Consider the following 17397-nt stretch of genomic DNA (forward strand, 5'->3'; position numbering starts at 1 on the left):
GTTCGACGCTCCGCGCCAGCAGCCCGGCCGCCTCCGTCCGGCCCAGCCCCCGCCGCGCGAAGCCCTCGAACGTCGCCTGGTAGCTGGCGGTGATCAGCACCTGGGCGCCGGCCCGTACGTAGGCCGCGTGCGCCGCCTCGATCTGGTGCGGCCCGTCGGCGAGCAGCCGCGCCGACCACAGCGCGTCGGACAGGTCGCAGCCCTGCGCCTTCAGCTGGTTGGACAGACCCCCGTCGAGTACAACGGCACCCGGGGCACCATCTCCGAGCACGGCGGCGAGCGGACGGTCGGGCTTCACGGCGGCGCTCCTTCACTCGTCGGTCGCCGGCGCCCGTACGCCCGGCGCCCGGCACTCGGCCGGTGCCGGTCCGGCGGCATCCGGCCGGCTTTTCTGATCGATTACGTGGCCGGCTCGCCCTGCTCAGCGGCCACTGGTCAACTGCGACTGGACCTGCGAGGAGATCAGCTCCAGGTGTTCGAGGTCGTCCAGATCCAGCATCTGGAGGTAGATCCGCGACGAGCCGATCGCGGCGTACCGGCCGATCTTGTCGACCACCTCGGCGGGCGAGCCGGCCAGCCCGTTCGCCTTGAGCTCCTCCACGTCCCGCCCGATGGCCGCGGCCCGGCGCGCCACCTCCGCGTCGTCCTTGCCGACGCACGCCACCAGGGCGTTGGAGTACACCAGGTCGTCCGGCTTGCGCCCGGCCTGCTCCGCAGCCGCTCGGACCCGCCCGAACTGCCGCTCGCTGTCCTCCAGCGAAGCGAACGGGATGTTGAACTCGTCGGCGTACCGCGCGGCCAGCCGCGGCGTCCGGACCGCGCCGTGCCCGCCGATCAGCACGGGCACCTTCGCTTGGGCGGGCTTGGGCAGCGCGGGCGAGTCGGTCAGCTGGTAGTAGGTCCCGTCGTAGCTGAACGTCCGGCCGGTCTCGGTCGCCCACAGTCCGGTGACGATCGCGAGCTGCTCCTCCAGCCGGCCGAACCTCTCCTTGGGGAACGGGATGCCGTACGCCCGGTGCTCCTCCTCGAACCAGCCCGCGCCCAGGCCCAGTTCGACCCGTCCGCCCGACATCTGGTCGACCTGCGCGACCTGGATGGCCAGCACACCGGGCAGCCGGAAGGTGCCCGCGGTCATCAGGGTGCCGAGCCTGATCCGCTTGGTCTCGCGGGCGAGCCCGGCCAGCGTGATCCAGGCGTCGGTCGGCCCGGGCAGGCCGTCGCCCGATCCCATGCGCAGGTAGTGGTCGGAACGGTAGAAGGCGTCGAAGCCGAGGTCCTCGGTCGCCTTGGCGACGGTGAGCAGGGTGTGGTAGCTCGCCCCTTGCTGAGGCTCCGTGAAGATTCGAAGATCCATGCCTCCATCCTGCACCCTGACACCGCCGTCAACCCCACCTCCCTCATCCGGCCCGAGCCTGCCCGGTCGGGTGCAGCTCGACGCCGGGCTCCAGTCCACCGCCGGCCGCCCGCCGGCCCCCGCGACCGGCGGCGCGGACGGCTGACGGCGTCATGACGGCTCCGCCGCCGAGTCCCAGGCGGCACTGCGCCGCCTGTCCTGCTCCCGCACCGTGAACCGGCGTAATAAGCCGCGCACCCGGTCACTGGACTCGTCGGCGGCGTCGATGCCCTCGATGCACTGCCAGTAGAGGGCCTCCTCGTCGGTGGCGCACGCGACCCCGACCAGCGCGATGCCGACCTCGCCGAGCAGTGCGCCCAGACCGGTCAACGCGCTCCGCGCGTCCGTCACCTGCGTCATCTGGGCCGCCCGCGGCCGAGCGTCCGGAGGCTGTCCCCCGGCGCCGTCCACGTCCTCGGCCCACAGCGCGGGGATGTCGAGCGCCCCGCAGCCCCGGCCGCCCGTCTCGCTCAGCCCGCGCGCCTCGCCTCTCAGCTCGGCCGGGCCGGTCAGCGCCAAGTGCCCGCCGATCGCCTGCGTGAGGGCCTGTGCCTGCCAGGCCTCCACCAGAATGTCCCGCGCCGCCCGGCTCCGCGCGAGTGCGTGCCGGCTCTGCCCGATGAGCCTCACCGCGTCCATGCGCCGCCCCCGTCCTCACCATGGCCCGCTTCTTTTCGCGTACCGTCACCCGTCCACTACCCAGAGTGAGGGCATGGGGCCCGGAAAGCCAGGGCTATGGCGAAATCTGTGGACAGAAAAGCAGTTTTGGATAATTTCATCACTCCGGAGAGTAACGATCCTTGGTCTCCCCCACCGGAAAGCGCAGTTCGTTCCGGTCGATCTTGGCCGCCAGCGCTTCCAGCACATCGATCCCCAGCACCTCACTGAACTGCAGCAAGTACGCCAGAACGTCCGCGACCTCGTCCGCCACCCGGTGCGCGGAGCGCGGATCCTCCATCACCCGGGCCGACTGTTCGGGCGTCAACCACTGGAAGATCTCCACCAGTTCGGACGCCTCCACGCTCAGCGCCACGGCGAGATTCTTCGGCGTGTGGTACGGCTCCCACCCCCGGGCCGTCGCGAATTCGGCCAGTCGCCGCTGCAATTGCGCCAGATCCAGTTCAGTCACGGGCCCAGGTCTACCACCGCCACCCCCTCCACTCCACGCGCGTACGCCGCCGAGGTGTCCGTGATCGTCCCCACCAGCCTCATGTGCCTCTCCGCGCACACGGACGCTGCCAGCGCGACCAGTTCGCGCGTCTGACGCCCGTCCAGGCACCGGTCGAAGCCGTCCGCGAGGACCGTCAGCGTTTGCAGGGCGGCGGGCACTTCGGCGACCGGGTCCACGGCCAGTACGCCCGGTCCGGTCAGCAGCACCAGCGCGAGCGCCAGGTACCGCAGCTCGCCGTCCCCCAGCCGCTCCACCGGCGTGGCCCACGGGCCGCCCCGGCCCACCAGCGCCCGCACCCTCCCGTCCGCCAGCTCCTCCACGGTCAGCGCCTCCACCGGGCCCGGGCACCCCGCCCGGACCGTCGCCGCCAGCCGCGCGTGGCGCCTCGCGCACTGGTGGTGCGTACGCCACAGCACCTCGGCCAGGTTGTCGCAGCCGCGCCGCAGCCGGGCGTCGCCCACCGCCACCGGCTCCCGCATGCGCGACGGCTGCGGATCGCACGCGAACACCGAGCGCAGTGCCAGCACCACTTGCTCCGCCGCCGCCAGCACCCGTAACTGCCCCGCCGTCTTGCCCGCCACGCGCAGCGGGAGCAGCGCCGTACCGAGCACGTCGTCGGGCAGCGGCGCCTTGGTCACCGGCGCGGCGCCGGCCGTGTACCAGGCCGCCTGGACCGTCCTGCGCCCCGGATCGCGCAGCGCGGTGGTCAGCAGCGTCTGCCCGTCGCAGGTCAGCCGCTCACCGACGACGCGCAGTTCGGGTTCGGCCTGGACGGCCAGATCGAGGCGCACCCGGCCGGCGGGCCCCTCGACGGTGCAGCCGATCCGGAACCCCCGCCGGCCCTGCGCGTCCGGCTCCGCCCGCTCCGGAACGCACCCCGCCGCGTCCCGGAACACCTCGCCCAGCCCGGCGCCCGCGCCGAGCCGGGCCAGCGCGTCGTACGCCTCCAGCACGCTCGACTTGCCGCTGCCCGCCGTCCCCGCGAACAGCGTCACCGGGCCGAGCGGGAAGACGGCGCCGCGGTGCGACCGGAAGGACGAGAGCCGCAGTTCGGTGACCGCGGGCACGCCGCGGCCGCCGCTCCGCGGCACCGGCGGTACGGGAACGGCGGGCGGCACGGCCGGGGCTGTACGGACGGATGCCGCTGCGGGTGCTGGTGTTCCGGGGGGCGCGCTCGGGGAATCGGCAGTCATGGCCCGGACGGTAGCCAGCCCTCCGCCGGGCGAACCGTTACGCCTGAATTACCTTCCTACGATTGGGGGACGGCGGCCGCCTCGGCCCCCTCGACCTCGATACCGGACGGCGACAGCAGGAAGACGTTCCGGTCGACCCGGTGCATGCCGCTGCCGAGGCCGAAGACGACACCGCTGCTGAAGTCCAGGATGCGCTTGGCCACATCGGCGTCCGCCGCCGTCAGGTCCAGGAGCACCGGCACCTGCGCGATCAGGTACTCCGCGACCTCACGGGCGTCGGAGAACACCTGCACGCGCAGCACGATCATCCGCCGCTGGTCGGCCGCGGCCGCCTCCTCCTGCGGCATCGTCCGGTGATCGACCATGGACGGCCACTCGTTCCTGCTGCGCAGCGGCACGACCTGAGCGAGCCCGGCCCACTGTTCGTCGGTGACGTCGTACCTGCTCACCGGACCACTCCGCTCACGTGCTGTGTCTGCATCGGGCCATCTTCCCGCGCCTCACCCGTTCGGCCCAACAACGACACGGCCGGGATCGGCCGCGAAATGTCCGCGTTGCGGTTCAGACCGCTCCGTGCGCGTGCGCGGCAGGCGTCCTCGCGGCCGTGCCCCCGCTCCACCTCAACTGCCTGGACATGAACGCGTTCAACCGGGCATGGTCGCGGTAGGCGCACCGGTCGCTCGTCCGCACGGCGGCGAAGTACCGTGTGGGCATGGCTTCGACAGGCCGAAGACGGGGGTCGCAACGATGACGAACGGAGTCCGGGCGCAGCAGCGGGAGGAGACGCGTCGCACCTTGCTGCGGGAGAGCAGGCGCCTCTTCTCGACCCTGGGTTACGCCTCGGTGGGCCTGTCGGAGATCGTCCGGGCGGCCGGGGTGACCAAGGGCGCTCTGTACCACCACTTCGGCAGCAAGGCCGAGCTGTTCCGGGCCGTGCTGGAGCAGGTGCAGCAGGAGGTCGCCGCGTGCATCGCGGCGACGGCGGACGCCCAGGAGGACGCGTGGGACCAGCTCACCTCCGGCTGCCAGGCGTTCCTCAGCGCCTCCACCGACCCCGCGCTCCAGCGCATCATGCTCGTCGACGGGCCGGCGGTACTCGGCTGGCGGGACTGGCGGGCGATGAACGAGGCCACCTCCGGCCGTCATCTGGCCCAGGCGCTCACCGTTCTGATCCAGCAGGGCACCATCCCCGCGCAGCCGGTCGCCCCGCTCACGCACCTGCTGTCGGGGGCGATGAACGAAGCGGCGCTGTGGCTGGCGGCGTCGGAGAGTTCCGCCGACCTGGCGGACACCCGGCAGGCGCTGGCGCGGATGCTGGAGGCGCTGCGCGCGAAGTGACGGCGGGAGAAGGCGGGTCGGTACGAATCTGATCCCCGCCGGTGAAGTCGCGACACGCGGCCCGGCCGCACCGGTTTCGCGCCGCCCTTCACGCCGGAGCCGGGCCCCTCACGAGGTCGAGCTCCTGGGGCGGGCCGCTGCCGACGACACGCAGGCCGAGCAACCCCCCTGCCCACGGCGTATGTTGTTGAGGGTCGGCGCGCAGAGGTGACCGCAGCGTACGCACCGGCACTTCCACGGGTCGCGTACGCGGCCGGGGAAGGGCACCAGCGGCTGCAGGCCGGCCGCCCGCATGTCCGCCTCGGCCACCGCCGGGTCCACCGGGGCCCGTCCGGCACAGGCCAGGCAGCCGCTGCCGGCCCGTATCCGGAACAGGCGCGGATGGACGACGCTCCCGCAGGCCAGATGGCGGCAGCGCCATCTGGCCCTCGCGCCCGGATAGGGCTCCAGGGGCTCGAAGCCCGCCGCGCGCAGGTCCGCCTCGGCCCGTTCGCGGCCCACGGCCAGGCGCCGCGCGTCGGCGGCGGCCCGGCCGCACCGGCGGCATCCGGAGGTGGCGCCGGAGCGGACCGAGCCGAAGGTGGGCGCGACCCGGTGCGCGCTCTTGAGACAGCGGCAGTTCCAGGCGGCGTTCGACCCCGGGTAGGGCTCGAGCGGTTCGAGGCCGACCGCATGCATGATCGCGGCCGCCAGGGCGGCGTCCATCCTTCTGGGCACGGCGCGGCTTCCCCCTTCGGCCGGGCGGTCCGTTCGGTCTCCGCCGGTCAGGCCGGTGCGACGACGTCGATCCGGACGCCGTTGGGATCCGTGACCACGAGGTGCCTGCGATCCGGGCGGCCCACCGCCCCCAGGGCGGCGAGGCGCTCCCAGTCCTCCTGCGGGCCGTCCACCGTGAGGGTGATCCGCACCGCGCGCACCGGGTGGCGCAGCGCCTCGGGCAGTGCGGGGTGGGAGTGGTCGAGGAGGGCCAGTTCGTGCCGCGGGCGTCCGGGCCGGCCGAGGGCGGCGTACCACTGGGTCGTGTGCGTGGCGTCGAAGCCGAACAGTCTGCTGTAGAAGGTGCGGGACTCCCCCAGCCGTGAGGTGCAGATCACCGGACAGAAGCTGGTCAGCATGGAATGCCATCTCCGCTCACGTACCAACGGTATGCGAGATGAACCTAGTGACATACCGTTGGCATGTCAACATGGCCCCTTCTGCTCAACGAGCCTCCGCCGCCCAGGACATGCCCGTACGCCGCCCGGTTCGGTTCGGCGGATGTGACGCGCGGGCGAGTGCCTCGTTGAGATGAGATGACCGTATATCCGCCTCAGAACGGTGTTGTGATGACGTCCCCTGCCGTGACCAGCTTCTATCCCGTGCTCTGCACCGAGCGGCTGCGCGAATCCGTTGCCTTCTACACCACGCTGTTCGGATTCGAGACGACCTACACGAGCGACTGGTACGTCAGCCTGCGGCGGCCCGAACCGCCGTACTACGAACTGGCCCTGGTGGACGCCGGGCACGAGACCGTACCGGAGGCGTTCCGCCGGTCTGCCCAGGGCCTGCTCCTCAACTTCGAGGTGGCCGACGTCGACGCCGAGTACGCGCGCCTGGTGACGGGCGCCGGACTGAAGCCCGAACTCGGCCTGCGCAGCGAGGCGTTCGGTCAGCGCCACTTCATCGTGGCCGACCCCGACGGCGTACTGATCGACGTCATCACCCCCATCGCCCCGGCGGCCGCCTACGCCGCCGCCTACCAGGACGGGTCCGCGGCCGGGGTGTGAGCGGTGCGGCCCGCGTCGACGACGCGGGCCGCACCGGCGGTCTGCCTGCCCCGGCAGGGAGACCGGACCTGCTACGCCTCCACGTTGACGGCGGGCACGGTGCCGTCGGCCGAACCGTCGGCGCCGTCGGAGTCCGCGCCGGCTCCCGTGGCCGGAAGCTTGATGACCACGGCCACCAGTACGGCGGAGGCGAGCGCCACGGCCGCGCCGATCGCGCCGATGACGTTCATGCCGTCGGTGAACGCGTCCCGGGCGGAGGCGAGCAGGGCCGTCGCGACCTCCCCGGACATGCCCTGCGCCGCCTCGGCCGCTCCCGCGAGCGTGTCACCGGCGCTCTCCGGCGCTCCGGAGGGGAGCTCCACCCCGCTGCGGTACACGGCGGCGCCGAGGCTGCCGAGCATCGCCACACCCAGCGCCATGCCGAGTTCGGTGCTGGTCTCCGAGATGGCCGCGGCGGACCCGGCCTGCTCGGGCTGGGCCGATCCGACGACGATGTCCGTCCCCAGGGCGATGAGCGGACCACCGCCGGCGTACACGAACGCGAAGCCCGTCACCACCTGCGCGATGCCCGACGAACTGTCGGCCAGGCTCAGCATCACATGGCCGACGCCCGACACCGCCAGACCCACCGCGACGACGTACGCCGGACGGATCTTGGCGGCGGCCATCGGGGACACGACGGCCGTCACGATCAGCGCGAAGGCGGCGGGCAGCAGGTACAGACCGGCCTTCATCGGGGACAGCCCGCCCACGAGCTGGAGGAACTGCGTCACCGTCAGGTACGTGCCACCGGCCACCAGCATGCTGAGCAGCAGCGTGAGCAGCGCGGCGCGGAACGTCGGGTTGCCGAAGAGCTTGAGGTCCAGCAGCGGGCTCTCCAACGTGCGCTGACGGCGGACGAACAGCACGCCGACGGCCAGACCCACGACGAACGACAGGACCGGGACCGGGCCGAACCCGTCGTTGGCGATCTCCTTGAGTCCGTAGATCACCGGCAGGATCGCGGCGAGCGACAGCACCGCGCTGGTCAGGTCGAGCCGGCCGGCCTCCTCGTCACGGTACTCCGGCAGCAGGATCGGGCCCGCCACCAGCAGCACGCCCATGATGGGCACGCCGAGCAGGAAGACCGAACCCCACCAGAAGTACTCCAGCATGGCGCCGCCGACGACCGGGCCGAGCGCGATGCCCACGGAGAACATGGTGACCCAGACGGCGATGGCCACACCGCGCTGCCGCGCGTCGCGGAACATGTTGATGATCAGGGCGAGGGTCGACGGCATCAGGGTCGCCCCGGCGATGCCCATCGCCGCCCGCGCCGCTATCAGCATGGCCGGGCTGTCGGCGTACACGGCGGCCAGCGAGGCGAGGCCGAACGCGGCGGCGCCGATCAGCAGCAGCTTCCGGCGGCCGATGCGGTCGCCCAGGGTGCCCATGGCCACCAGGAAGCCCGCGATCAGGAAGCCGTAGATGTCGATGATCCACAGCATCTGGGCGGCGGAGGGGTCCAGGCCCTCGCTGATGTGCGGTACGGCCAGGTGCAGCACGCTCACATCGATGGACAGCAGCAGCGTGGGCAGCGCCAGTACGGCGAGTCCCAGCCACTCACGGGGTCCGGCCTGCGAGGAGGCCTCGGCAGTGGTACTCACGGTGGTTCCTTTCGGGGGGTGGTGCTCATCGGTGCCCGACACGGTCATCGGGCCAGGGGGGACGGGAGCGGTGCCGCGGACGACCGGGGGGTGTCGAGGCCGGGCACCAGGCGGGCGGCGACTGCCGCCGCGTTGGCGGGTGTGTAGAGGTAGAAGTGGCCGCCGGTGAACGCCTGGCGGCTGAAGCCTCCCGAGGTCTCCAGCGACCACAGGTGCATCCGGTCGTGGACGACGACCGGATCGTCGACCGCGCTGAGCGCCAGGATCGGGACCCGGGTGCCCGACAGCGGCCGCCGGTAGGTCTCCATGGCCTCCAGGTCGGCGCGGATCGCACGGAGCGACGGCTGGACCAGGTCGGGGCGGTCCATCAGGACGGGAGACATCCCGCCGATGTCCGTCAGATGCTCCAGCAGCTCCGTGTCGCTCCTGAGGTGGGCGAACGGCGGCTCGCTGGGGAAGCACGGCGGCTGGCGCGCCGATACGGCGAGCAGGGCGGGGGGCAGCCCCTTCCGCTCCATCGCCCGGGCGAGTTCGTAGCCGAGCACGCTGCCGAAGCTGTGCCCGATGATCGCGTACGGCAGCGGCTCCAGCTCCGCCAGGCCCCGGCCGAGGGCGTCGACCAGCGGCTCGACGCGGGTCAGCGGCGGCTCGTTGATGCGCACGCCGCGTCCCGGCAACTGGGCGACGACGCACTCGACGTCCTCGGGCAGCACCTGCCACCAGGAGCGGAACGCGGAAGGCCACCCGCCGGCGTGCGGGAGCGCCACCACCCGGTACCGGGCACGGGGTACGGGCTCGCGTCCGGCGCCGGTCCGCCTGCGCGCACCGGCCCCGACCGCCATCCACCAGCCGCTCATCGCGGGCCTCCGTCCCCGGGCGCGGGCGCCGCGCCGGCCAGCAGCGGGTGGTGCTCCTCCAGGTGCTTGACGACCCGCTCCTGGTGGCGCTGGAGACGCTGGCCCGGGAGGTGTTCCAGCGCGTGCAGGAAGGGGTCCTGAGGGGCCGGCAGGCCGGCGATCGCACTCGCCGTACCCAGCACCAGCGTCGGCTGGTACCAGGCCGAGTAGCCGCCCTCGTGGGCGAAGACGACCCTGCCCCCGGTCAGTTCGTCCGCGAGCAGGCACATCGCCGACGTCATGGCGTGGAAGGTCCGGCTGGTGCAGAGCATCCGGCCCATCGGATCGTGGCCGCTCGCGTCGACGCCCGCCGCCACCAGGATCAGATCGGGCCCGAAGGCGCGGGCCGCAGGCGCCACGATCCGGTCCATCACCGCGAGGTAGGCGCCGTGGCCCGAGCCGGCGGGCAGCGGCACGTTGAGGGTACTGCCCGCTCCCGCGCCCGCGCCGGTCTCCCTCACGAGACCGGACGCAGCCGGGAACAGTCCTTCCTGGTGCACCGAGACGTACAGCACGTCGGGGTCCTCGTAGAAGGTCCTCTGGATGCCGTTGCCGTGGTGCACGTCCCAGTCCAGGACCAGCACCCGGCGCGCTCCCCGGCGCTGCGCCGCCCGGGCGGCCACAGCCAGGTTGTTGTAGAGGCACAGCGCCATCGCCCGGTCCGGCTCCGCATGGTGGCCGGGCGGGCGCACCAGGCAGTACGCCCGGTCGAAGCGGCCGTCCAGGACGTCCTGGGCGGCCTGCACGCAGGCCCCGACGGCAAGCCGGGCGGCCTGCGCGCTGTGGTAGTTGACGTGCGCGTACACCCCGGCGTCGCCCGCTCCGGCCGCCGACGCCGCCTCGACCCGCTCGATGTGCTCGGGCACGTGCACGAGGAGCAGGTCCTCGTCGGAGGCCGGCGCCGGGGTGAGGCAGGTGAACCTGTCCATCACACCGGACGCCTTGACCAGACCCTCGGCGCGCCGGAGGTCCGGGTCGACCGCGAACTGGCGCAGCGGCTCGACACCGGGCCCGACGGGGACGTACCCCGATCCGGGGCCCGGGTCGTGCCAGAAGCAGATCTCGTGGCTGTACCACGCGAGACGTGGCGTACTCACCAGCCGGACACACTCAGCGAGGCCCGGCTGATCCCGGCGACCTTCTCGATGTACTGGAGGTAGTACTCGCGCTCCTCGTCCGGCGTGCGCTTGGTGCGCAGCGTCGTCTCCAGCAGGCCGAGCACCTGCTCGGCCTCGGCGGAGGTGAGCGGGCGGTCGCCGGCCTCCTTCTCGGTCTCGCGGATCCGCCGGGCCGGCTCCAGCACGCCGGAGTCGTACTCGCCCTGGTCGGTGCTGTGGTTGCGGGTCGAGGCGATGGTCTTCAGAACCGCTCCGAAGAACGCCGCGGTGTCGATACCGGTCATGTTCGTTTCCCCCTCGGTTGGCGTGTGTACGGACGGTGCGCGGTGGTGTGGTCAGGTCGGGCGCGCCGTCCGACGGCTTCTCAGCGAATGAGGCCGCAGGCGCGGCCGGCCTTCTCCAGCGTCACGACGGCCGCGTCGAGGTCGGCGTCGGAGTGGCTGAGGTTGACGATGGTCCGCAGCCGGGGCAGTGTCCGCGGCACTGCCGGGTAGACGATCGGCTGGACGAAGAGCCCGTCGAGCTGGCACAGCCGGGCCATCGACCCGGCCTGTTCCGCGCTGGTGCAGATGATCGGAACCACCGGTGTCTCACTGGCCAGCGTGTCGAAGCCCAGGGCGCGCAGCTGCTCCCTGTACCGGTCCGTTTTGACCCGCAGCTCGCGGGTGAGGGACGGGGCGGCCGCCATCACTTCGATCGCGGCCTTGGCCGCCGCCACCTGGCCGGGTGTCGCGGCCGCCGAGAACATCCAGCCCCGCGCGTTGTTCTTGAGCGCGAAGACCAGGTCGCGGGAGCCGGCGACGTAACCGCCCGCGCTCGGCACCGTCTTGGAGAGCGTGCCCATCTTCACGTCGACCCGCGCCGGGTCGATGCCGAAGTGCTCGGTGATGCCGCGTCCGGTGTCGCCGAGCACGCCCAGGCTGTGCGCCTCGTCGACCATCAGCGGGGCGTCGTACCGCTCGCACAGCTCCACGATGCCGGGAAGGTCGGCCACGTCGCCGTCCATGCTGAACACCGCGTCGGTGACGACCAGGCGGCCCGCGTCGCCCACCTTGCGCAGGGCGCGTTCCAGGTCGGCGAGGTCGTTGTGGGCGTAGGTGATGACGGTGGCCCCGGACAGCCGGTAGCCGTCCAGGATGCTGGCGTGGTTGTAGACGTCGCCGATGACGAAGTCGCCGGGGCCGACGAGAGCGCCGACCGTCGCCACGTTCGCCATGTAGCCGCTGGAGAAGACGATGGCGTCCTCGGTGCCCAGGAAGCGGGCCAGCGCCAGTTCCAGCTCCCGGTGCAGGTGCAGGGTGCCGGCCAGCAGGCGTACCCCGTGGGCGCCGGTCCCGTGCCGCTCCACGGCGCGCAGGACCTGGTCGTCGATGTAGCCGTGCCCGATCAGCCCGAGGTAGCTGTACGAGGCGAAGTTGAGGAACCAGCGGCCGTCGAACTTGATCCGGGACCCTGTGGCCTCCTCGATGACGGGCTCGTAGAAGTACTCGTCCTTGGCGACGATCAGGCGGTCCTCGGTCGACAGGGCGTCGATGCGCCGGTCGAGGAACGTGCCGTGCGGGGCGTCGGCCAGTCGGCCCGGCAGCGTCCGCCGCGGCGTCCGGCCGGTGGACGGGGCAGGGGATCCGGCCTGGGGTCCGGACGGGGATCCGGCCGGGTGCGCAGCGGAGGCCGGCGCGGCCGCGGGCGCCGGGGCCGCCTGGGCGGGCGCGTGAGCGGGGGCCCGGGTGGGCGGCACCACGGCCGGGACCGCCGGAGCGGGTGCCACGTCCCGGAAGCGGTCCCAGTCGGGGACGAACGACGCGGCCGCCGCCGGCGCCGCGGGGGCCGCCGGCCGCTCCACGACCGCCGCGGGCCGCTGCTGCGGCGCCGGGACCTGCGACGGGACCTGCGCCGCGCCGGCCGGACGTGCCGCGGGCTCCGCACGGACCGGGGCCGGGGCGGGCGGGGCGTCGGGCGCGCTGCGCGGCAGCGAGTCGAGGTGGGCGAGGAGCGCCCCGACGTTGCTGTGCTCGAAGAACACCATCGGGTCGATGTCGAGCCCGTCGGCGCTCAGCGAGGCGGCCAGCTCGACCGCCATCATCGAGTCGAGCCCCAGCTCCAGGAGATCGTCCTGCGGCGACACGTCGTCGACGAGCAGGACCTTCTTGAGCGCGTGGGCGAGCGGCGGCCAGAGCCCGGTTTCCGGCGTGACAGCAGTCATGGGTGCATCCTTCGCTTTCGCGGCGGCGGACAGGACGTAATGCGCGGGAGGTTGGCCCAAAACCGTGCGGAGCAGGCCGATGCCGTCCTGAACGGTGAGGGCGGGGATGCCGTGCGCGGCGGCCTTCGGGGCGACGGACTCGCCCATGCCGACGGTCCACAGGCCCCAGCCGAGGCTGTACCAGGCCCGGCCTTCGGCGCGTCGGCGGGCGGCGTAGCCGTCCAGGTAGGCGTTGGCCGCGGCGTAGGCACTCTGGCCGAGGTTCGCCCGTACCGCCGCGACCGAGGAGAACAGGACGACGAAACCGGGCCGGTCGTGCGCGGACACCAGGTCGTCCAGCGCGTGCACGCCACCGATCTTGGGCCCGAGCACCGCGTCCACCTGCTCCGGCGTCAGGCTGCGCGCCAGCCCGTCGCGCAGCACCCCAGCGGCGTGGAACACCCCGTCGTAGCGGTCCGCGCCGGCCAGCTCCTCGCGCAGCGCGCGGACGTCCGCCGCGACGATCGCGAGGTCGCAGCGGGCCCCGAGCCGGTCGAGGCGTTCGCGGGCGTCGCCCTGTTCCGGCACGGTCCGCCCGACCAGGGTCAGATGGGCGCAGCCGGCCTCCGCGAGGAACTCCGCGACCCGCAGGCCGATGCCGCCCATGCCGCCGGTGATAAGGAAGCGGCCGCCGTCGTACCGCACCGCGCCGGGGGCGCTCACCGGGAGCGGCTGGACCGAGGGCGCGTACCAGGCACCGTCCCGCCGGGCGAGTTCCGGCCGGTCCTGGCCCAGCGCCTCCCACACGGCGGTGGCACCGCCGCGCTCCGGGTCGCCCGGGTCCTCGGCGCCGAGGTCGAGCAGGCGGACCCTGGTGCGGGGGTGCTCGACGCACAGCGTGCGCCCGAGGCCCCACAGGGCGGCCATGAACGGGTCGACGGCGTCCCCGGCAACCACCTGGTGGGCGGCGGTCGTGACGATCAGCAGGTCGGGCATCGGCGGGCGCGCCGCGATCCGGCGCACCAGGGCGAAGACGTCCCGCAGGGCCTGCGTCACCCGTGCTTCGCCGGCCACCCCGCGCGGTGCCACGTACACCACCTGGAAGCGGGTCTCGGCCGACAGCGTGTCGAGGCCCCCGTCCGACAGTTGCGCGGGCGTCAGGTGTACGACGTCCCGGCCTGCCGGCGGCCGCGGTTCGTGCTCGGAGACGACGAGCACGGTCCCCTCGGCCGCCGCAGCCCGCGCGGGAGCCGGTTCTGTCTCCCGCCAGGCGACGGTCTCGATCAACGGGACCGCCGCCAGGGCGGGTTCCGGCTCGGCCGGCGCGGCGGCCGTGGCGGCGGCGGGCGCCGAGGGCTCGGAGGACGCCGGAGGCGCGGCGGCCTTGAGGGTGATGCGGTCCAGTTCCAGGAGGACCTCCCCCTGCAGGTTGCAGACCGTGGCCCGGCCGCGTACGGCACCGCCCCGGTCCCCGGTGCCGGCCGGCTCGTCCCGCTCGACCACCGCGATCACCGTGCCGGAGATCCTGCGGCGGGCCACCAGCCGTCCGACGTACCAGGGCAGACACGCCCCGGCCGCGCCGTCGTCGAGCATGCCGAGCGCCTGGAAGACGCTGTCGAGCAGCGCCGGCGGTACGAAGGGGGGAACCGACGCCGCGTTCGCGTCGTCGGCTGCCCGGAGCATCAGCAGCATCCGGCCGGGGCCCCGGTGCGCGGACCGGATGACCCGGTACGCCGGTCCGTACGCGATCCCGCTCGCCTCGCGCCACGCGGCCACGTCCGACAACGGCACCTGCTCGGTGCAACCGGCCCGCAGCGCGGCCACATCGACGTAACCTGGCGGCGGCAGCGGGCTGCCGGACACCCGGGCGGTGCAGTGCTCGACGGGTAAGCCGTCCGCGGGGCGCGTGGAACGGACCGCGCACCGGCCGTCGTCGTCCGTACGGACCTCCAGCTCCGCCTCGGGCCCCGCCACGAGCAGGGGCACCCGGAAGGCGATCTGCTCCAGCGTCCACCGGCAGTCGGGGCGCCGGGCATCGCAGGCGGACAGCACCGCGTCGATCTGCGCGGCGGCGGGCACGACCGGGATGCCGCCGATCCGGTGGTCGGACACGAGCGGATCGGCGGCGTCGAGGACTGTCCGGAAGCCACTCATGTGTGGAGGTCGAAACGCTCGGTGGCCTGGACGAGACCGTTCACCTGGATGTCGACGGTGTGCTCCCCCGCGTAGTACCGGCGGGTCTGCACCTCCTTGATCGTGTGGGTCTTCTGCAGGGACCGCCGCTCGCCGGCGCCGAGTTCGAGGGTGGTGAGCTTGAAGACCTTGGGGATGCTGCGCCCGTTCTTGCGTACGTGGTGCACCACGTAGTCGACCGCGATGCTGTGCGGCCGGGCGTCGGTGTTCTCGATGTCGAAGCTGATGACCAGCGTGTCCCCGATGGTCACCGACCGGGGCGTGATCTCCAGCCTGGGCACCTTGACGTGCTCGCCGCCCGTGGCCCCGAGGATGGCCAGGGCCTGCTGGTCGCCCTTCTTCACCAGGGTGCGCAGCCCGTGCTTGACGATCCAGTCGGTCTCGGGCGTGGGGCTCTCCTCCCGCCACCTCAGCACGGTCGCGAGCGCCAGGTCGGGGGCGTCCTTGGAGATGTCGTTGAGGTTGTTGGCGACGGACTTGCGCACGTACTCCGAGGAGTCGCTGCGCAGCGGCTCCAGGATCTCCAGGACCGGCTGGGGGTCCTTGACGAACATGGTCAGGGTCCGGGCCCAGGGCAGGCGGGAGCGGATTCCCTCACTCGCCAGGCGCCGCACGTTGTGGCTGGGGCTGCGGGACCAGTCGGCGACGCGTTCCATCGTCAGCGCGTAGTGCTGTTCGATGTACGGCCGGATCGCGTACTCACCCGTGTGCCGCTTGGTGATCTCCTCGATGGCGTCCAGGGACAGCTCCGGGTGGTCGAGGCCGTACTCCTCGACGAATCGGGCGACCGGCATGAGGAACCAGCTGTGGTTGAACATCCCCTCTCCCTCGGCGAGTTCGTCGCCGAGGATGGACAGGAGGATCGGCACGGCGTCGGCGTAGTCCTCGGGCAGGCGGGTGCGCAGTCCCTCGGCCAGGACGAGGACGCGGTCCTTCAGCTCCTTGCCGGGAATGCGTTCCTCGACCTCGGCCGCGTAGCCCTCCACGTCGAACTCGGGGTGGACGGCGCGGATCCTGCCGCCGATCAGGTGTGCCGCTTCTCCGTTGAAGTACCGCTTGAGTCCGTATTCGCTAGCCATGACGCTGGGGCCTTCTCATCTCGTTCGTCTGGTTCATCGTTGCTCTGTGCGGGTCCGCGGAGACCCAGTACCGCTGTCGGTTGAAGGGGTAGGTGGGTACGGTCACGGTCTGCCGGCCCTTGCCCTGGTGCAGCGCGGCCCAGTCGAGGTCGCCGGAGGTCAGGTTGACGTACGCCGCCAGTGCCGTGTGCACTTCGGCCTGATCGGTGCGCTCGCGCCGCAGCGTGCTAAGCCACACCGGGGGCGCGCCTGCCCACGAGGCCCGGGCGAGTGAGGTCAGCTGCGGATGCGATCCGATCTCCCACACCGATCCGGCACCCGTCTCTTCGAGTGTGGCCACGGCCTGGGAGAAGCGCACCGGCTCGCGAATGGCCCGGCCCCAGTACCCCGGGTCGGTCACCGACTCGGCCGTGTGCCATCCGCCTGTCACCGACGACGCGAACGCCACCTCGGGCGGCGACAAGAGCGTCCCGGCCACGGCCTCGACGAAGGGTGCCACCGCGCCCTGCATGGCGGCGGAGTGGAACGCGTGGCTGACCACCAGGGGCCGGCACCGCAGACCCGACTCGCGGCAGAACCGCTCCACCGCGCCGGCCGGGCCGGTCACGGTCACCACCCGGGGGGCATTGAACGCCGCGACCTCCACCCCCGTGAACCCGGCGAGGGCCGACGACACGGTCTCGGCGTCCGCGTGGACGACCGCCATCGCGCCCGCACCGGGCTGCGACTCCATCAACCCGCCCCGCAGCACCGTCAACCGCAGCAGGTCCTCCAGGCCCAGCACACCCGCGGCCCACGCAGCCGTCAGCTCCCCCAGACTGTGACCCACCACCGCGTCGGGACGCACCCCCACCGACTCCAGCCAGCGCACCAGAGCCACCTGCACCGACACGATGCCCACCTGCGCGTACCGCGTCCGGTCCAACCGACCCGCCACCTCACCGAACAACAACTCCGGCAACGGCACATCCAGATACGAGGCCGACAAGTCGGCACACTCGTCCAACGCGGCCCGGAACACCGGCTCCGCCGCGTACAGACCACGGCCCATACCCACGTACTGCGAACCCTGACCGGTGAACATGAACGCGACCGGAGCAACCGCACCCGCCTTGCGAGAGACGGGAGTGTCACCCACCGCCACACTCCTCAGACGAGCGGCCAGCTCCTGGCCGTCAGCGCCGTGCACCACCGCACGGAAACGGTGCCCCGCACGACCCGCGTTCGCCGTGAACGCGAAGTCCCCCAGCTCCTCCTGCGACACACCGGGCCACTCCTGGGCGTACGCGCCGGCCAGGGACCGCAGCGCGGTCTCGTCAGCAGCGCTCACCCGCAGGACGTGCGAGTCCTGCGCCACCCCAGCCCGTACGACCGGTGCGGGCGGTTCTTCCACGATCACGTGGGCGTTCACCCCGCCCATCC

General features: G+C 72.6%; 17 protein-coding genes. 2 read left to right on the forward strand and 15 right to left on the reverse strand.

Annotation, left to right across the window (positions count from 1 at the left end):
- The 6 genes from E2E34_RS18220 to E2E34_RS18245 form a co-directional block, all read right to left on the reverse strand.
- A partial coding sequence (locus E2E34_RS18220) for a homocysteine S-methyltransferase family protein (protein WP_208765273.1) occupies positions 1–298 on the reverse strand: 298 nt, incomplete at its 3' end.
- 123 nt (positions 299–421) lie between these two features.
- On the reverse strand, positions 422–1354 hold the full coding sequence (locus tag E2E34_RS18225; protein ID WP_138902988.1) for an LLM class F420-dependent oxidoreductase: 933 nt from the start codon (positions 1352–1354) through the stop codon (positions 422–424).
- A gap of 150 nt (positions 1355–1504) precedes the next feature.
- Positions 1505–2032: a DUF6099 family protein gene (locus E2E34_RS18230; protein WP_138902989.1), complete on the reverse strand. Its 528-nt coding sequence runs from the start codon at positions 2030–2032 to the stop codon at positions 1505–1507.
- Positions 2033–2171: 139 nt separating this feature from the next.
- Entirely contained in the window at positions 2172–2522 is a 351-nt protein-coding gene (locus E2E34_RS18235) for a nucleotide pyrophosphohydrolase (RefSeq protein WP_138902990.1), read from the reverse strand.
- A complete protein-coding gene (locus E2E34_RS18240) occupies positions 2519–3757 on the reverse strand; it encodes an AAA family ATPase (protein WP_167518311.1) in 1239 nt (412 codons plus the stop codon). Before E2E34_RS18240 ends, E2E34_RS18235 begins: the two co-directional genes overlap by 4 nt.
- Positions 3758–3813: 56 nt before the next feature.
- The gene (locus E2E34_RS18245; RefSeq protein ID WP_138902991.1) at positions 3814–4206 is read right to left on the reverse strand and encodes a cell division protein SepF; all 393 of its coding nucleotides are present in this window, start codon (positions 4204–4206) and stop codon (positions 3814–3816) included.
- A 298-nt stretch (positions 4207–4504) separates the two neighbouring features.
- Between E2E34_RS18245 and E2E34_RS18250 the strand changes: the two genes are divergently transcribed.
- Positions 4505–5095 (forward strand): TetR/AcrR family transcriptional regulator, encoded by a 591-nt coding sequence (locus E2E34_RS18250; RefSeq protein ID WP_138902992.1) that lies wholly within the window; start codon positions 4505–4507, stop codon positions 5093–5095.
- 108 nt (positions 5096–5203) lie between these two features.
- Here E2E34_RS18250 and E2E34_RS18255 read toward each other — a convergent pair whose 3' ends face one another.
- Both E2E34_RS18255 and E2E34_RS18260 read right to left on the reverse strand, forming a co-directional pair.
- Positions 5204–5812, reverse strand: a complete 609-nt coding sequence (locus E2E34_RS18255) for a hypothetical protein (protein WP_138902993.1) — start codon at positions 5810–5812, stop codon at positions 5204–5206.
- A gap of 47 nt (positions 5813–5859) precedes the next feature.
- Entirely contained in the window at positions 5860–6210 is a 351-nt protein-coding gene (locus tag E2E34_RS18260; RefSeq protein WP_138902994.1) for a VOC family protein, read from the reverse strand.
- A gap of 210 nt (positions 6211–6420) precedes the next feature.
- On the opposite strand from E2E34_RS18260, the gene E2E34_RS18265 reads away from it, so the two are divergent.
- Positions 6421–6861, forward strand: a complete 441-nt coding sequence (locus E2E34_RS18265; RefSeq protein WP_138902995.1) for a VOC family protein — start codon at positions 6421–6423, stop codon at positions 6859–6861.
- Between the two features lie 71 nt (positions 6862–6932).
- Here E2E34_RS18265 and E2E34_RS18270 read toward each other — a convergent pair whose 3' ends face one another.
- The 7 genes from E2E34_RS18270 to E2E34_RS18300 form a co-directional block, all read right to left on the reverse strand.
- Positions 6933–8555: an MFS transporter gene (locus E2E34_RS18270; protein WP_425573380.1), complete on the reverse strand. Its 1623-nt coding sequence runs from the start codon at positions 8553–8555 to the stop codon at positions 6933–6935.
- Positions 8552–9364 (reverse strand): thioesterase II family protein, encoded by an 813-nt coding sequence (locus E2E34_RS18275; protein ID WP_138902997.1) that lies wholly within the window; start codon positions 9362–9364, stop codon positions 8552–8554. Before E2E34_RS18275 ends, E2E34_RS18270 begins: the two co-directional genes overlap by 4 nt.
- Complete coding sequence (locus E2E34_RS18280) at positions 9361–10500, reverse strand: class II histone deacetylase (RefSeq protein ID WP_138902998.1); 1140 nt, start codon at positions 10498–10500, stop codon at positions 9361–9363. Before E2E34_RS18280 ends, E2E34_RS18275 begins: the two co-directional genes overlap by 4 nt.
- Positions 10497–10805, reverse strand: a complete 309-nt coding sequence (locus E2E34_RS18285; RefSeq protein ID WP_138902999.1) for a hypothetical protein — start codon at positions 10803–10805, stop codon at positions 10497–10499. Before E2E34_RS18285 ends, E2E34_RS18280 begins: the two co-directional genes overlap by 4 nt.
- 80 nt (positions 10806–10885) lie before the next feature.
- Positions 10886–14857 (reverse strand): bifunctional SDR family oxidoreductase/pyridoxal phosphate-dependent aminotransferase family protein, encoded by a 3972-nt coding sequence (locus E2E34_RS18290; RefSeq protein ID WP_138903000.1) that lies wholly within the window; start codon positions 14855–14857, stop codon positions 10886–10888.
- A complete protein-coding gene (locus tag E2E34_RS18295; RefSeq protein ID WP_138903001.1) occupies positions 14854–15975 on the reverse strand; it encodes a DNA alkylation repair protein in 1122 nt (373 codons plus the stop codon). Before E2E34_RS18295 ends, E2E34_RS18290 begins: the two co-directional genes overlap by 4 nt.
- Positions 15968–17397 (reverse strand): acyltransferase domain-containing protein (locus tag E2E34_RS18300; RefSeq protein ID WP_138903002.1); only part of this gene is annotated, 1430 nt, incomplete at its 5' end. The genes E2E34_RS18295 and E2E34_RS18300, both read right to left, overlap by 8 nt.

It is taken from the genome of Streptomyces albidochromogenes, from assembly GCF_005981925.1.
Classification (GTDB): Bacteria; Actinomycetota; Actinomycetes; order Streptomycetales; family Streptomycetaceae; genus Streptomyces; species Streptomyces albidochromogenes.

Bases quoted from the DNA above. Each gene is read 5' to 3' on its own strand.
- E2E34_RS18225 (WP_138902988.1), bottom strand. From the start codon at position 1,354: ATGGATCTTCGAATCTTCACGGAGCCTCAGCAAGGGGCGAGCTACCAC.
- E2E34_RS18230 (WP_138902989.1), bottom strand. From the start codon at position 2,032: ATGGACGCGGTGAGGCTCATCGGGCAGAGCCGGCACGCACTCGCGCGG.
- E2E34_RS18240 (WP_167518311.1), bottom strand. From the start codon at position 3,757: ATGACTGCCGATTCCCCGAGCGCGCCCCCCGGAACACCAGCACCCGCA.
- E2E34_RS18250 (WP_138902992.1), top strand. From the start codon at position 4,505: ATGACGAACGGAGTCCGGGCGCAGCAGCGGGAGGAGACGCGTCGCACC.
- E2E34_RS18260 (WP_138902994.1), bottom strand. From the start codon at position 6,210: ATGCTGACCAGCTTCTGTCCGGTGATCTGCACCTCACGGCTGGGGGAG.
- E2E34_RS18265 (WP_138902995.1), top strand. From the start codon at position 6,421: ATGACGTCCCCTGCCGTGACCAGCTTCTATCCCGTGCTCTGCACCGAG.
- E2E34_RS18270 (WP_425573380.1), bottom strand. From the start codon at position 8,555: ATGACCGTGTCGGGCACCGATGAGCACCACCCCCCGAAAGGAACCACC.
- E2E34_RS18275 (WP_138902997.1), bottom strand. From the start codon at position 9,364: ATGAGCGGCTGGTGGATGGCGGTCGGGGCCGGTGCGCGCAGGCGGACC.
- E2E34_RS18285 (WP_138902999.1), bottom strand. From the start codon at position 10,805: ATGACCGGTATCGACACCGCGGCGTTCTTCGGAGCGGTTCTGAAGACC.
- E2E34_RS18290 (WP_138903000.1), bottom strand. From the start codon at position 14,857: ATGAGTGGCTTCCGGACAGTCCTCGACGCCGCCGATCCGCTCGTGTCC.
- E2E34_RS18295 (WP_138903001.1), bottom strand. From the start codon at position 15,975: ATGGCTAGCGAATACGGACTCAAGCGGTACTTCAACGGAGAAGCGGCA.